The sequence below is a fragment of the Pseudoclavibacter sp. RFBI5 genome (assembly GCF_002931395.1).
Classification (GTDB): Bacteria; Actinomycetota; Actinomycetes; order Actinomycetales; family Microbacteriaceae; genus Pseudoclavibacter.
Window position 1 is genome coordinate 86,711 of sequence record NZ_PSYA01000006.1, and the last position, 13,662, is coordinate 100,372.

At 70.5% G+C, this 13,662-nt stretch carries 14 protein-coding genes; 7 read left to right on the forward strand and 7 right to left on the reverse strand.

Annotated elements, in window-relative coordinates:
* Nucleotides 1-27: 27 nt before the first annotated feature.
* Together C5E06_RS04915 and C5E06_RS04920 are read right to left on the reverse strand one after the other, a co-directional pair.
* Nucleotides 28-1,386 (reverse strand): ABC transporter substrate-binding protein, encoded by a 1,359-nt coding sequence (locus C5E06_RS04915; protein WP_104306177.1) that lies wholly within the window; start codon nt 1,384-1,386, stop codon nt 28-30.
* Nucleotides 1,387-1,496: 110 nt separating this feature from the next.
* The gene (locus C5E06_RS04920; protein ID WP_104240580.1) at nt 1,497-2,588 is read right to left on the reverse strand and encodes a PfkB family carbohydrate kinase; all 1,092 of its coding nucleotides are present in this window, start codon (nt 2,586-2,588) and stop codon (nt 1,497-1,499) included.
* Between the two features lie 123 nt (nt 2,589-2,711).
* Here C5E06_RS04920 and C5E06_RS04925 point away from each other — a divergent pair, with 123 nt between their 5' ends.
* Both C5E06_RS04925 and C5E06_RS04930 read left to right on the forward strand, forming a co-directional pair.
* Nucleotides 2,712-3,461 carry a DeoR/GlpR family DNA-binding transcription regulator gene (locus tag C5E06_RS04925; protein ID WP_104240581.1) on the forward strand — a complete coding sequence of 250 codons (750 nt, stop codon included), beginning with the start codon at nt 2,712-2,714 and terminating at the stop codon, nt 3,459-3,461.
* Complete coding sequence (locus C5E06_RS04930) at nt 3,458-4,816, forward strand: 6-phospho-beta-glucosidase (protein ID WP_104240582.1); 1,359 nt, start codon at nt 3,458-3,460, stop codon at nt 4,814-4,816. The genes C5E06_RS04925 and C5E06_RS04930 overlap by 4 nt, the downstream gene beginning before the upstream one ends.
* Before the next feature lie 20 nt (nt 4,817-4,836).
* Here the strand turns inward: C5E06_RS04930 and C5E06_RS04935 are convergent, their stop codons facing one another.
* Both C5E06_RS04935 and C5E06_RS04940 read right to left on the reverse strand, forming a co-directional pair.
* The gene (locus C5E06_RS04935; RefSeq protein WP_258067502.1) at nt 4,837-5,640 is read right to left on the reverse strand and encodes an SDR family oxidoreductase; all 804 of its coding nucleotides are present in this window, start codon (nt 5,638-5,640) and stop codon (nt 4,837-4,839) included.
* Nucleotides 5,641-5,927: 287 nt separating this feature from the next.
* Nucleotides 5,928-7,304 (reverse strand): MFS transporter, encoded by a 1,377-nt coding sequence (locus C5E06_RS04940; protein ID WP_236558539.1) that lies wholly within the window; start codon nt 7,302-7,304, stop codon nt 5,928-5,930.
* 167 nt (nt 7,305-7,471) lie between these two features.
* Here C5E06_RS04940 and C5E06_RS04945 point away from each other — a divergent pair, with 167 nt between their 5' ends.
* From C5E06_RS04945 to C5E06_RS04955, 3 genes are read left to right on the forward strand one after another with little or no spacing between them, the layout of a single operon-like run.
* Complete coding sequence (locus C5E06_RS04945) at nt 7,472-8,134, forward strand: response regulator transcription factor (protein ID WP_104306179.1); 663 nt, start codon at nt 7,472-7,474, stop codon at nt 8,132-8,134.
* Nucleotides 8,131-9,636, forward strand: a complete 1,506-nt coding sequence (locus tag C5E06_RS04950; protein WP_104306180.1) for a HAMP domain-containing sensor histidine kinase — start codon at nt 8,131-8,133, stop codon at nt 9,634-9,636. The genes C5E06_RS04945 and C5E06_RS04950 overlap by 4 nt, the downstream gene beginning before the upstream one ends.
* Nucleotides 9,630-10,568 carry a TAXI family TRAP transporter solute-binding subunit gene (locus C5E06_RS04955; RefSeq protein ID WP_104306181.1) on the forward strand — a complete coding sequence of 313 codons (939 nt, stop codon included), beginning with the start codon at nt 9,630-9,632 and terminating at the stop codon, nt 10,566-10,568. The genes C5E06_RS04950 and C5E06_RS04955 overlap by 7 nt, the downstream gene beginning before the upstream one ends.
* Before the next feature lie 38 nt (nt 10,569-10,606).
* Here the strand turns inward: C5E06_RS04955 and C5E06_RS04960 are convergent, their stop codons facing one another.
* Nucleotides 10,607-11,878 (reverse strand): DUF445 domain-containing protein, encoded by a 1,272-nt coding sequence (locus tag C5E06_RS04960; protein ID WP_104240588.1) that lies wholly within the window; start codon nt 11,876-11,878, stop codon nt 10,607-10,609.
* Nucleotides 11,879-11,984: 106 nt separating this feature from the next.
* Between C5E06_RS04960 and C5E06_RS04965 the strand changes: the two genes are divergently transcribed.
* Both C5E06_RS04965 and C5E06_RS19190 read left to right on the forward strand, forming a co-directional pair.
* A complete protein-coding gene (locus C5E06_RS04965; RefSeq protein ID WP_104240589.1) occupies nt 11,985-12,272 on the forward strand; it encodes a hypothetical protein in 288 nt (95 codons plus the stop codon).
* 157 nt (nt 12,273-12,429) lie between these two features.
* A complete protein-coding gene (locus tag C5E06_RS19190; protein WP_181057766.1) occupies nt 12,430-12,594 on the forward strand; it encodes a hypothetical protein in 165 nt (54 codons plus the stop codon).
* A gap of 115 nt (nt 12,595-12,709) precedes the next feature.
* Here C5E06_RS19190 and C5E06_RS04970 read toward each other — a convergent pair whose 3' ends face one another.
* Nucleotides 12,710-12,991, reverse strand: a complete 282-nt coding sequence (locus C5E06_RS04970; RefSeq protein ID WP_104306182.1) for a hypothetical protein — start codon at nt 12,989-12,991, stop codon at nt 12,710-12,712.
* A gap of 6 nt (nt 12,992-12,997) precedes the next feature.
* Nucleotides 12,998-13,315: a hypothetical protein gene (locus C5E06_RS19195; RefSeq protein WP_104306183.1), complete on the reverse strand. Its 318-nt coding sequence runs from the start codon at nt 13,313-13,315 to the stop codon at nt 12,998-13,000.
* Nucleotides 13,316-13,662: the final 347 nt, after the last annotated feature.

A 13,662-nucleotide genomic window follows, 5' to 3' on the forward strand; every position in this document is an offset into this window, starting at 1 on the left:
GGCTGCGCGGGCGCCACCGGGCGCAGGCTACTCATTCGCCGCGATGAAGTCGGCGTAGTCGGTCTCGAGGGTCTCGGTGAACTGCTCCGGGGTGAGCTGCCCGTCGATGAGCCCCTGCAGGGACTGGCCGATGGTGTCGCCGAAGGTCGGCGTCGCGTAGTCCAGGTAGGGGAGCACGCTGCCCGACTCGGTGACCTCGCCGAAGGCCCCGTAGATGTCGGCGAAGACGCCGGACTCCGGTGCGAGCTCAGCCGAGTTGTTGACGGGCAGGTTGCCGGTGTCTGCCAGGACCTGCATGGCCTCGTCGCTCGTCAGGAAGTCGATGTAGGCGGCCGCGACGTCCGTGTTGTCTGCGGCGGAGGTCATCGCGAACGGGAGTCCGGTGCCTCCGGTCGTCGCGAGCGCCCCCTCGCTCGTCTTCGGGACGAAGAAGCCGAGGTCGTCGCCCATGCTCGCCTCGAGATCGGCCGCGAGCCACGAGCCGCCGATGAGGAATACGCCGTTGCCCTCGGCGAGCGCCTGCCAGGCCGCGTCGTAGTCGGTGCCGTTCACGCCCGTGTTGAAGTAGCCGTCGTCGACCCAGCCCTTGAGCGCGGTCGCCGCCTCCACGTTCTCCGGAGTGGTCCAGCTCGCGCCGGGGTTGCCGAGCCCGAGGTTCGTGATGGTCTCCGCATCCACGTACTCGCCCTGGAGCGGGCCGAACACGTGGCCCGCCGGCCACTGCTCGATGTTGCCGAGCTGCATGGGCGTCTCGCCTGCAGTCTTCGCCGTCGCGAGCGTGGCCTCGAACTCGGGCCATGTTCCCGGCACCTCGACGCCGAGCGACGCGAGCTTCGCCTTCGAGTAGAAGATGCCGACGACCTCGCCGACCTGCGGCAGGCCGTAGAGGTTGCCGTCCCCAAAGACCTTCGCGTCCTCGCTGTACGTCGAGTACTGCAGGATCGACTCCTGGTAGCGGTCGAACCAGCCGTAAGCCTCCGCGTAGTCGTCGAGCGCGCGCAGCTGCCCGGCCTCGACGAACGCCCCCATCGTGTTGCGGCCGTTGTTGGCCTGCACGACGTCCGGCGCGTTCTCGTCGGTCAGGGCGAGGCGCAGCGTCGTCGCGAGGTCGTCGAAGGCCTGCGAGTTCCGCTCGATGGTGACGTTCGGGTACTTCTCCTCGAACGCCGCGTTCAGCTGCTCGATCTGCTCGTTCTGCCCGCCGCGCACCTCCTGGTCCCAGACGGTCAGCGTGACGTCGCCGACCTGCGAGATGTCGGTGCTGATCTCCGCCGTGGAGGCATCGGGGGCAGCCTGCTGGCCCGTGCCGGGCGCGCATCCCGCGAGGGCGAGCGCGAGTGCCAACCCGCCGGCGACCGCCGCGGTTCTCCGATGCTTCTCGTTCATGTTCGGCTTCCTTCTTTCGCTGAGGGTGCGTTGCGTGCGATGGGGGACCAGCGGTCAATTGTCGCGGATGCGGTGCCGACAGCCCGGCTGGGTCGGCTCTGGCGCGCCGGTCAGACTCCGGGGAAGTGGTCGACGAGGCGGAACGTGGCCTCCGCGCGGCGGACCGCGCCTGGGCGCTCCGACGGCAGCACGTCCTGCAGGAAGCCGTACCGCTCGGTGAGCTCGGTGTCTCCCGAGGCGCGCGTCGCATCCCACCAGTCGGCGATGTCGCCCCAGCCGGGGGCCGCGAGCGATCCGCCGAACTGCTGCACGGCGAGGGCCGAGCAGAGCGCCGAGAACTGGAGGCGTTGCTCGAGCGGCCAGTCGCGCAGCGAGCCGAGCACGAAGGATGCGCCGAACACGTCCCCGGCGCCGGTCGCGTCGAGCGCGCGGACGGGCACGGCGGGAACCCGGACCTCTTCACCCGTCGCGGAGTCGATGCCGATCGCGCCGTCCTTGCCGCAGGTCACGACGACGATGGGCACGTGCTCGGCGAGGGCGCGGGCCGCGGCGAGGGGTGAGCTGGTGCGCGTGTACTCGACGGCCTCCCGCTCGTTCGGCATGAAGGCGTAGCAGGACGACAGGGGCTCGAGCACGGCTCGGTCCCACACGCCCGTGTCGTCCCAGCCCACGTCGGCGAAGATCCGGGTGCCGTCGGCCGCCGCGCGCAGCCACCACGGCTCCTGCTCGAGGCTCGTCATGGTGCCGAGCTCGGCGAGCGCGGTGCGGCTCGAGACGCCGTCGCTGAGGAGCGCGTCGCTCGAGATGGGGCTCGGGTGCCCGTGCGTGATCATGCTGCGGTCGCCGTCCTGCGCCACGGAGACCGTGACCGCGGTGTGCCAGTTCTCGAAGCGCCGCGAACGGCTGAGGTCGATGCCCTCGTGCTCCTCCAGCAGCTCCCAGCACCAGCGCCCGTAGACGTCGTCGCCGAAGACGGAGGCGAGCGAGGTGGTGAGCCCGAGGCGGCTGGCCGCGACGGCGAGGTTGGCGATGCCGCCCGGCGTCGACCCCATGCCCTCTGCCCACACCTCCGTGCCCGCGCTCGGCGAGCCGTGGAGATCGGTGAAGACGATGTCGAAGAAGACGGAGCCCGCGAGGACCACATCGAATCGCGCACCATCGACCGAGTCGGTCGGGGGTGTGTCGTGATGGGCCGAAGCCATCGCGGCTCCTCTCGGTAGCAACAGCGGTGTTGCTCACACATCCTGCGCGGTGATCGTTCGTGCGTCAAGTCCCGCTCGTTCGTGCTTGCGACGTGCTCGTTGGTGACTGCTACGATGCCTCGCATGCTCACCACGACGCGTCAGGCTCGCATCCTGCAGTCGCTGCGCGCGGACGGTCAGGTCACGGTCGAGGAGCTCGCCGTCGAGTTCGGGGTGTCGCCGTCGACGGTCCGGCGGGACCTCAACGCCCTCAGCGCCGAGGGGCTGCTGCGCCGCGTCCGCGGTGGTGGCGGCGTCGAGCCCGACCGGGTGCCGTTCGCCGAGGTCGCGACCCACCAGAGCGCGCAGAAGACCGCCATCGCGGCGCGGGCAGCCACGCTCGTCCGGGACGGCGACGTCGTCCTCATCGACATCGGCACCACGACGGCGCTGCTCGCCAGGCAGCTGCGTGGGCGACGTATCACCGTCATCACCTCGAGCCTCGCCGTGGTGGACGCGCTCCGCGACGACGACGCCGTCGAGCTCATCGTGCTCGGCGGGGTCGTGCGGAAGAACTACAGCTCGATGGTCGGGGTGCTGACCGAGCAGGCGCTCGCGCAGATCCGCGCGACCGTGTGCTTCCTCGGCACGAGCGGCATCAGAGCAGACGGCACGATCTCCGATACGACCGGCACCGAGGTGCCCGTGAAGCTCGCGATGATCGCCTCCTCGCAGCGCACGGTCGTGCTGGCGGATGCCACGAAGTTCCCTGGAGTCGGTCTGCTGAGCGTGTGCGGCGCATCCGCCATCTCCGCGATCGTCACGGAAGACCATGCGGACCCGGCGACGCTCGCCGTGCTGCGGACAGCGAAAGTCGAGGTGATGTTCTCGTGAAGCTCACGATCATCGGAGGCGGAGGGTTCCGCGTCCCCCAGGTGTTCGAGGCGGTGGCCTCCGACGAGGCGCCCGTGCGCATCGACGAGCTGAGCCTCTACGACGTCTCGCCGGAGCGGCTGGCGATCATCCGCGTCATCGTCGAGCGCATCGCGAGCGAGAAGCGCTTCGCGCCGCGCATCAGCGTCACGACCGACCTCGAGGAGGCGCTGCGCGGGACGGACTTCGTGTTCAGCGCCGTCCGCGTGGGCGGCACGGCCGGCAGGGTCGCGGATGAGCGCATCGCCCTCGAGCTGGGGGTGCTCGGCCAGGAGACGGTCGGGCCTGGCGGGCTCGCGTATGCGCTGCGCACGATCCCGATCATGGTCTCGCTCGCCGAGACCATCAAGCGGGTCGCTCCCGATGCCTGGGTGATCAACTTCACGAACCCCGCCGGAATCGTCACCGAGGCGATGCGGGGCGTGCTCGGCGACCGTGTCGTCGGCATCTGCGACACCCCGATCGGGCTCATGCGCCGAGCGGCGGCGGTTGCGGGGGCCCGCGTCTCCGCCGGCCCCGAGGGTCGGGGAGAGCCCTCGGTGGTCGCCTTCGACTACGTCGGCTTGAACCACCTCGGCTGGCTGCGCTCGCTGCGGGTCGACGGCGTCGAGCGCCTGCCGGAGCTGCTCGCGTCCGACACGTCCCTGCAGCGCATCGAGGAGGCGCGCCTCCTCGGCTTCGACTGGGTGCGGGCGCTCGGCGCCCTGCCCAACGAGTACCTGTACTACTACTCGTTCACGCGTGAGGCCAACGCCAGCATCCGCGCCGCGGACGCGACCAGGGGCGAGTACCTCGACGCGCAGCAGGGCGAGTTCTTCGCGAACCCGGGCGCCGACCCCTTCGAGTCGTGGATGCGTACCCGCCACGAGCGCGAGGCGAGCTACATGGCCGAGAGCCGCGAGGAGGGGGAGGAGCGCGAGGTCGAGGATGTCGCGGGCGGCGGCTACGAGAGCGTCGCGCTCGACCTCATGGCGGCCCTCTCCTCCGGGCGGCCAGCCACCATGATCCTGAACGTGCGCAACGGCTCCCTCGTGCCCGCGCTCCCCGACGACGCGGTTGTCGAGGTCGGCTGCGTCGTCGACGCCGATGGCGTGCATCCGTGGCCGGTCGCGCCCGTCGAGGGCGAGATGCTCGGGTTGATGGTGCAGGTGAAGTCCGCCGAGCGGCTGGTCATCGAGGCCGCGACGCGCGGCTCCCGCGAGCTCGCCTGGCGCGGCTTCGCGGCGCATCCGCTCGTCGACTCGGTCGGGGTGGCGCGGAAGCTCGTCGACAGGTACAGCCAGCACTTCGCCGGGATCGGTGCGCTGCTGCGCTAAGCCGAGCGTGGCGCGTGTCGTCAGCGTGAGCGCGAGGCCCGGCTCATGGCGCGCAGCAGCAGCTTCCGCGGGACGAGTTTCGAGGCGATCGTCAGGGACGTGTTGATCGGGCCGGGGACGACGGAGGGTCCAGGGTTCGGCTTCTTGAGTTCGCGGAGCGTCAGGCCGACGACCTTGCGGGCCGTCATCTTCGGCAGGCCGGAGCCGATGTCCTCGCCGGCGACCTCGAAGAACTCGGTTGCGGTGGGGCCGGGGGAGAGCGCGAGAACGCGCAGCCCGGTGCCTGCCGACTCGGCCCACAGCGCCTCGGTGAAGCTGCGGACGAACGCCTTGGTCGCGCCGTAGACGGCGAAGCCCGGCGTGGGCTGGTAGCCGGCGACGCTCGCGACGTTGACGAGGAAGCCGTCGCCCGCGCGCAGCTGCGCGATGAAGGTGTGCGTGAGGTCGACGAGCGCCGCGACGTTGAGCGCGATCTCGGCGCGCACCCGCTCGGGGTCCTCCTCGTGGAAGCCGCCGCTCGTGCCGAACCCCGCGTTGTTGATGAGGCTCGTCACGCTCACTCCGCGGCCCTCGAGCTCGGTCCCGAGTGCGGCCGCGGCGCCCGGCTCACCGAGGTCGGCGGCGATCGTCGTCACCGTCACGCCGAACCGGTCGCGCAGCTCGGCGGCGAGGCTCTCCAGCTTCGATTCGCGCCGGGCCACGAGCACCAGGTCGCTGCCGCGAGAGGCGAGCTGGCGGGCGAACTCCGCCCCGAGCCCAGAGCTCGCGCCCGTGATGAGCACTGTCTGGGATCCGAAACGAAGGGGGAGCATCCGGGAAGTCATGCCGTCAATGTACGGGTGCGTGACGGTGGAAGCCTGCGCGTGGGCCCTGCCGTCCCCGCAGCTGCCGGGACGCGGTTCGGGGGCTGCCCGCCCGGGCACGCCCCGCTCCGCTCCGCTCCGCTCCGCCTCCGTCCCACCTCCGCCGCGGCGCGGCCAGTTCTCCGGCGTCGCGCAGCCAGACGAGGAATGCAGGCTCGTTCGGAAACGAGCCTGCATTCGCCGTGGGGATGCGTTCCGCCTCAGCGGCGGTCAGCGGCGGACTGCGGGGGCAGCGGAGTCAGCGCGGGTCAGCGTGCGCCGGCGGTCTGACGCGCCTCGCGCTTCTCGTCCCGATCCGTGTCCCTCGCCCGCATCGCCTTCTCGTCGTCGAGCCAGTTCGCGCCCTTGTTGTGGAGGAAGAAGACGTAGACGACGAGCGACGCGGCGATCGCGATGGTGACGTAGACGATGAACAGCGGCACCTGCTGCGCTTCGCCGGCGGCCGTGTAGAGGAGCGGCGCCGTGCCGCCGAAGATGGAGTTCGCCATGGCGTAGCCGAAACCGACGCCGAGGGCGCGGATGTGCGTCGGGAACAGCTCGGCCTTCACGACGGCGTTGATCGACGTGTAGCCGGTGAGGATCACGAAGCCGCCCACGAGGATGCCGAACGCCGCGAACTCGTTGGTCTGCTGCGGCAGGTAGGTGAGCAGGAACCACGTGTAGAGCACGCCGCCTGCGCCGAAGAACACGAGTAGCGTCTTGCGGCCCACGATGTCGGACAGCCAGCCGCCGATGGGCTGCAGCAGCATGAGCACGGTGAGCGCGATGAGGTTCAGGATCGTGCCGGACACGACGTCGTCGCCCGCGAACGCCTTCTTCACGATGCCGGGGCCCGTGACCGAGTACGTGTAGAAGGCGACGGTGCCGCCCATCGTGATGAGGAAGCAGAGCAGCAGCGGGCGCCACTGGTGCAGGATGAGCTCCTTCATCGAGCCGGAGGAGCGCGACTTGCCGTCCTTCACCGACTCGAGCGCAGACTCGCTGAGCGACTCGTCCATGGTGCGTCGCAGGTAGAAGACGACGATCGCGGCGACGCCGCCGATCGCGAACGCGATGCGCCAGCCCCACTCTGAGATCGCCTCGGTCGGCATGGCCAGCACCATGATGAGGAGCGTCGCCTGCGCGAGCACGTGGCCGCCGACGAGGGTCACGTAGTGGAACGACGAGAGGAAGCCGCGGCGGCCGCGGATGGCCGCCTCCGACATGTAGGTCGCGCTCGTGCCGTACTCGCCGCCCGTCGCGAAGCCCTGCACGAGGCGGCAGACGATGAGGATGATGGCTGCTCCGGCGCCGATGACGGCAGCGGAGGGGGTGAGGGCGATGACAAACGAGCATCCGGCCATGATCGACACCGACACGGTGAGCGCGAGGCGACGCCCGTGGCGGTCCGCGAAGCGGCCGAAGAACCAGGCCCCGATGGGGCGCATGAGGAACGTGACGGCGAAGATCGCCCAGATGTAGATCTGCGAGTTCTTGTCCTCGGAGTCGAAGAACTGGAACTCGAAGTACGAGGCGAAGACCGAGTAGACGTAGACGTCGTACCACTCGACGAGGTTGCCTGCCGAGCCCTTCAGGGTGTTGGAAACCGAGCGGCGCAGGCTGCCCGGCACTTGTGTCGTCGTCATTGACTTCTCCATCGTCGTCGATCTTCATCTGCCAGCAGGCGGAGCCCTGGCCCCACCTCGGTGTGGGTGTACTGGACAACTCTCTGCACCGGGCAAGGGGCGCGAGCGGATCCTTACATTCCCTTTACGTGGACCTCGCATCTCTGCCCGCGCCTACCATTGGGGGTATGCGTGTGCTCGTCGCCGAGGATGACGCGTCCGTCTCCGCCGCCCTCGCGGCCGTGCTCGGCCGCGCCGATCACGCCTGCGTGCAGGTCGCCCGCGGCAGCGACGTGCTGCTCCAGCACCGAGACGCCGAGCTCGTGCTCCTCGACCTGGGACTCGAGGACATGGACGGCCTGGAGGTGCTCAGGCGGCTCCGCCAGGTGAGCCAGGTTCCCGTCATCGTCGTCACGGCCCGCGGCGACGAACGCTCGACGGTTCGAGCGCTCGGCCTCGGCGCCGACGACTACCTCGTGAAGCCCGTTCGCATGCACGAGCTGCTCGCCCGCATCGACGCCGTCGCCCGTCGTCGCGCGCCCGCCGCGGAGCCCGAGGTGGTGCAGCTCGGCGACGCGAGGATCGAGCTGCTCTCGCGGCGAGTCATCGTCGGCGGTGCCGAGGTCTCGCTCACGCCGACCGAGTTCGAGCTGCTCGCGATTCTCGCGAAACGGCTCGGCAGGGCCGTGAGCAGGCAGGAGCTCCTCGACCAGGTGTGGGGCGACGCCTACGCCGCCACCTCGCGCTCCTTCGACGTGCACCTCGCGCAGCTCCGCCAGAAGCTGCCCGCCGTCGCCATCACCACGATCCGCGGCTTCGGCTACCGGCTCGAGACGAAGCCGGCGCGATGAAGCTGCAGGTGCTGCTGCCCCTCATGCTCTTCGGACTGCTCACGGTCATCGCCATCATCGTCCCGGCCAGCGAGGGCATCGCCGTGAACCGCACCCAGCAGCTCACCCTGCAGCGCGCCACCTCGATGGACCAGATCGTGCAGCGCGCGGAGACGGCGGTGGCCGCCGACGACGCGTCCGGGCTCGAGCGCTACCTCGAGCGCTTCGCCGAGACGTACGGCGAAGCGGCGATGGTCGTCGACAGCGAGGGCCAGGTCGTGTCCTCCGTCGGCGGCCTCGAGCTGGACCCGCAGGTCGCGTCGCTCGTGCTCGCCGCGTCGCGCACGGTGCCGCAGCGATCCATCTCGACGATCTACCCGTGGAGCGACGACACCCACCTCGTGGCCGAGCCGTTCGCGAACGGCGCGAGCGCCGCATCCGGGGCGGTCGTCCTCGAGGTGAACCAGACGGAGGCGAAAGCGCAGATCACCGGCTGGTGGGCGCTCGTCGCGCTCGCGGGCCTGCTGCTCCTGCTGCTGCTCTTCGCCGCGTCGCAGTTCTGGACCAGCTGGGTGCTGCGTCCCGTTCGTGCCCTGGACGCGGCCGCGAACGCCCTCGCCGAGCAGCGGGAGCCCGACCTCGCGGCCGCGACGGGGCCCCTCGAGCTCAGGCGCCTCTCCTCCTCGTTCGCGCGCATGTCGAGGGGAGTCGAGGACGCGCTCGAGCAGCAGCGGGGGTTCGTCGCCGAGGCGTCGCATCAGCTGCGCAACCCGCTCGCCGCGATCCGCCTGCGCATCGACGCCCTCCCGCGCGACGAGGCGGAGGAGGCGGCGCTTGAGGCCGTCGGCGGCGACCTCGACCGTCTCGAGCACGTCGTCGACCGGATGCTGGTGCTCGCCGACGCCGAGCACCGCGCCACGGCAGAGGCGAGCGGCAGGCGCACGGGCTTCGCCGACGGCGCCGCGCGAGAGCACCTCACCTCGGCGGCCATGCTCACGGCGCCCCACGAGGAGCGCTTCCGCGAGGAGGGCATGCGTCTGCGGTTCGACGGCGACGAGGAGATCAGGGTCGCGTGCCGCAAGAGCGACCTGGAGGAGATCGTCGAGACCATGCTCGACAACGCGCGGAAGTACGCGGGCGAGGGGGCGAGCGTCACGATCCGGTTCGCCGCGGCGCCCAGCTCCGGGTGGTCCGCGGCGGTGCCCGGCGAAGGAGAGCCTGACGGCCCGCTCGACGGCCGCAGCCAACCGCCTGAGGCGTTCGAGGCGTTCGCAGCGTTCGAGATCGACGGCCCACGCGCGGTGCTCGAGATCAGCGATGACGGACCAGGCGTCGACGAGGACGAGCTCGCCCAGCTCGGCACGCGGTTCTGGCGCTCGCCGAGCCACCGATCCCTGCCGGGGACCGGGCTCGGCCTCGCGATCGTCGGGGAGCTGGCACGCGCCAACCGCGCCACCGTCGACTACGACCGCGCCCCAGAAGGAGGGCTCCGCGCCCGCATCAGCTTGGTGCGGACGTGGTGATCCTCACGAGGCGCGGCCTGCTGTTCGGCGCCGGTGCGGCCTCGGCCGCCGCCGCGACCTTCGCGCTCGCCGGATGCTCTCTCGGGCAGCCGTCCCCGCGCATCCGCATGGCCTGCGGCGAGCAGGGCGGCACCTACGTGCAGTTCGGCGAGCTGCTCCGCGAGGCGCTCCGCCGCGACGGCACGACGGGGCTCGACGTGGTCACGACGGGTGGCAGCGTCGAGAACCTGGCCATGCTGCAGGCCCGCGACGCCGAGCTCGCCATCGTGCTCGCCGACGCGGCGGCGACCGACGCGCAGAACAAGGTCGCGATCGGGCGCGTCTACCAGAACTACCTGCAGTGCTTCGTGCGCTCAGACGGGCCCGTCAGCGCCATCGGCGATCTCGCCGGGCGGCGCGTCTCGGTCGGGGCGCCCCAATCCGGTGCGGCGCTCACCGCCAGGCGGCTCCTCGGCACGCTGGGCCTCCTCGAGGGCGCGGGCGCGAGCGTCATCTCCGAGCTGTACCTCGACGAGGCCGTCTCCGCCCTCGAGGCCGGCACCGTCGACGCGATCTTCTGGTCGGGCGGACTGCCGCTCCCCGCCGTGCAGGACCTCAACACCGCGGTGGAGCTCGTCGACCTCACCGATGCGCTCCCGGCCCTCGAGCTCGAGCATCCCGGCGTCTACACGCTCACGGCGGTTCCTGCCAGCACCTACGGGAGCGCCGAAGCGGTTCCCGCGATCGGGGTCTCCAACTACCTGCTCGCCAGGCCCGACCTCCCGGACCAGGTGGCGAGGGCGCTCGTCGACGTCCTCATCCGAGACGCCGCGCAGCTCGTGCCGGAAGGGTCGCTCGGCGTGCAGTACCTGACCGCGTCGAACCTCATCGACACCCTCCCCATCGCGCTGCACCCCGCCGCCCAGAGACGCTACCGGGAGCTCTACGGCTGAGCGCCGTCGAGACAGTGAAGGATGCTGGCCGCGGGACCTCAGCCGAGGAAGGCGTGGGCGACCGTGAAGATCGTCACGCCCGCGAGGGCGCCCACGATCGTGCCGTTCAGGCGGATGTACTGCAGGTCGCGGCCCACCATGAGCTCGATCTTCTCGCTCGTCTCATCGGCGTCCCAGCTGGCGACGGTGTCCGAGATGATCGACGAGATCTCGTGCCGATACCGGTCGACGAGGAACACCGCCGCGTCGATGACCCACGTGTTCACCCGCTGCTGGAGCTGCGCATCCGTCGTCAGTCGCTGACCGATGTCGACGAGCGCCGCCGTGGCGCGGGTGCGGAGCGCGCTCTCCGGGTCGGCGAGCGAGCGCAGGAGGCCCGTCTTCGCGGCGTTCCAGGCCTCCGCGGCGAGCTCGCGCATGCGGGGGCTGTCGAAGATGTTGCCCTTGGCGCCCTCGAAGCGGGCGATGAGCTCCGGGTCGTGCTGCAGCTGGTCCGAGAGGCGAGCCAGGTAGCCGTCGATGGCGGCCCTGGCGGGATGCGCGTCGTCCGCTCGCACCGCCGCGACGAACTTGACCGCCTCGTTGTACGCGGTGTTGTCGACGAGCTTGGTCGCGACCGACGGAACCCACGAGGGGAGACGCCTCGACACGAGGCCATCGAAGGCGCTCTGGTTGGCGGCGAGCCACGCGGCGGCGCTGTCGGCCGCCAGGTCCACGGCGCCCCGATGCGCGCCGGTCGCGACGACGCGCGACATCCACTCGCCCAACGGGGGAGCCCACTGCGGTTCGACGAGGTGCTCGCGAGCCAGGTCCTCGATGAGGCCCTGGACGTCGTCGTCGCTGAGCGCCTCGAGCACGCCCGTCGCCATGATGGAGGCCTCGGAGGCGATTCGCTCGGCGTGCTCCGGCTGCTCGATCCATTCGCCGAGGCGGGCCGCGATCGAGGTGGCCTGCAGCTTCGTCCGCACCACGTCGCCGCGCAGGAACTCGGTCTCCACGAACTCGCCGAGCGTGCGGCCGATCTCGTCCTTCCGCTTCGGGATGATCGCCGTGTGCGGGATCGGGATGCCCAGCGGGTGCCGGAAGAGCGCCGTCACGGCGAACCAGTCGGCGAGCGCGCCCACCATGCCGCCCTCCGCGGCGGCGCGGACGTACGCGAACGCCGGCACATCTCGTTGCAGCGCGAACGCGACCACGAACACCACCGCCATGAAGAGGAGGGCCCCCAATGCCACCGCCTTCATGACTCGCAGGCTGCGCCGGCGCTCCTGGTCTGCGGGGCTCAGAAGCTCGGTCGGGGTGCGCGACATGCGGTCATCTTTGCACGCCTGAGCCGGACGGCGACTGCGGGGTGCCCCAGGTCTGCCTCGGGTCTCCGGGGATTCCCCGGCGGGCCGAGATCGACAGACTGGACGCATGACTTCGCACTCCAGGGGCTCGTTCCGGTCGGCGGCCGACGGGGCGTCCACGACCTCGTTCATGTGGTGGATGGTGTTCGTGCTCGTCGGCGCGCTCAGCGGAGTCGTGTCATCGCTGGCGTCCGCCCAGCTCGCGGTCGGCACCCAGCAGCAGGAGGCGCTCACGATGATCTTCTGGGTGTCCCTCGTCGTGAGCGGCATCTGCGCGATCGGTGCCCTGGTCGCCTTCATCCGCACGATCTACGTGCTGCTCGACCGCAGCGACCGGCGCTGGAGCGGGGAGTAGGGGTAGGGGCAGGGGCACAGGCACAGCGCACGGGTAGGGGACAAGGGCAGGGGCCGCGGGACGGGCAGACGCGCGGGCACGGCCCGGCGGTCGGCGTCCGCGATCTCCGTCGTGCAGCCGATGCGCCGGCTGGGGCGGATCTCGTACCGTGGGCCGCATGGATATCTCGTCGATGATCATGGGAGCGGCAGTGGCATCCGTCATGTGGATCGGATTCGTCCCGTGGGCGCGACTCAAGCGCCTCCGCGAGCTCGAGGCGCGGTACGCCGCAGGCCGGCCCGAGTCAGGGGGAGCCGGCGAGGGGCCGACCCCAGCTCTCTAGCGCCGCCGGTCGCTGCCTCCTACTCGCTGCCGACTGTCCGTCGCGCGTTGCTGGCTGCCCGACGCGGCTACCTGTTGCTTGCTGCCGCTGGTCGTTGCCGGCTACGCGCCCCGCGCTACCAGGGTCTGCCCCGGAGGTCGACGACACCCGGAGGCCAGGAATCGACGCTCTGCCGGATCGGCGAGATGAGCACCGGAGACCCCGCTTCGACGACTGCCTCGACGCTCGTCTCCGCTCGCATCACTGTCTCGGGTGGCATCATCGTCTCGGGTGGGAGCGAGCGCGGAGTGCTTCGCTCGACGACGCGGATGCGATGCCACCCGGTCCGCTCGTAGAAGGGCACGACGTCTTCCCGGCATCCCAGATAGCCGTACTCGAGGTCGTGGGTGGCTCGCATCGCACCTCAAGCGAGCGACATCGCGAGCTCGCCAAGGCCTTGGCCTCGGAGCCCGTCATCGACGAGCACGCCACCCGTGCCGGCCACGACGACCTGGGCGCGGCCGACCGTGATCTCGCGTCGCTGGAACCCGACGTGCGCCACGGCCGAACCTGCTGCGTCGAAGACGATCGCGTGCGTGGAGGCCGGGGCGTAGCCGTAGGGCTGCTCGGGATCCCACTCGCCGTGCACTGAGCGGTACTCGCGATCGAAGAGTGCACGCAGGGCCGTGAGCTCGGCCGGTGTGAGGGCTGAGTGCTCGACCACTCGGGGGAGGTAGGTCATCACGTCAGCGTAGGACGCTGCTGTGCTCCTCCTCGCTCGGCAGCGGCGCGGCTCGTGCTCGCTCGGGCGGGGCCCGTGGCGAAGTGCGGGTGGATTTCCTCTGCTCACCTGGGGTATTCCGGGGCAGATCTTCCGTTCGAAGCTAGCTTCTATTTTCTCGAAGAAAACCTGGTCCTGATATAGATTTTGGTGCGGTCTAGTGCTAGTCTGATGGTGATCTTGGGGGAGGTTATCGTGGCATCGCAGGCTGAGCAGGAGGCGCATCGTCAGTCGTCAGGAGAGTCGTCAGGACAGTCGTTAATGCAGTCCACCGGCGAGACGGCTGTCGTGGACGCGCTCCTCGAGGT

Coding starts and splice junctions, on each gene's coding strand:
- C5E06_RS04935 (WP_258067502.1), bottom strand. CDS start 5,640: ATGACTTCCCGGATGCTCCCCCTTCGTTTCGGATCCCAGACAGTGCTC.
- C5E06_RS04945 (WP_104306179.1), top strand. CDS start 7,472: ATGCGTGTGCTCGTCGCCGAGGATGACGCGTCCGTCTCCGCCGCCCTC.
- C5E06_RS19195 (WP_104306183.1), bottom strand. CDS start 13,315: ATGACCTACCTCCCCCGAGTGGTCGAGCACTCAGCCCTCACACCGGCC.
- C5E06_RS19190 (WP_181057766.1), top strand. CDS start 12,430: ATGGATATCTCGTCGATGATCATGGGAGCGGCAGTGGCATCCGTCATG.
- C5E06_RS04965 (WP_104240589.1), top strand. CDS start 11,985: ATGACTTCGCACTCCAGGGGCTCGTTCCGGTCGGCGGCCGACGGGGCG.
- C5E06_RS04950 (WP_104306180.1), top strand. CDS start 8,131: ATGAAGCTGCAGGTGCTGCTGCCCCTCATGCTCTTCGGACTGCTCACG.
- C5E06_RS04940 (WP_236558539.1), bottom strand. CDS start 7,304: ATGACGACGACACAAGTGCCGGGCAGCCTGCGCCGCTCGGTTTCCAAC.
- C5E06_RS04915 (WP_104306177.1), bottom strand. CDS start 1,386: ATGAACGAGAAGCATCGGAGAACCGCGGCGGTCGCCGGCGGGTTGGCA.
- C5E06_RS04925 (WP_104240581.1), top strand. CDS start 2,712: ATGCTCACCACGACGCGTCAGGCTCGCATCCTGCAGTCGCTGCGCGCG.
- C5E06_RS04970 (WP_104306182.1), bottom strand. CDS start 12,991: ATGCGAGCCACCCACGACCTCGAGTACGGCTATCTGGGATGCCGGGAA.
- C5E06_RS04920 (WP_104240580.1), bottom strand. CDS start 2,588: ATGGCTTCGGCCCATCACGACACACCCCCGACCGACTCGGTCGATGGT.
- C5E06_RS04960 (WP_104240588.1), bottom strand. CDS start 11,878: ATGTCGCGCACCCCGACCGAGCTTCTGAGCCCCGCAGACCAGGAGCGC.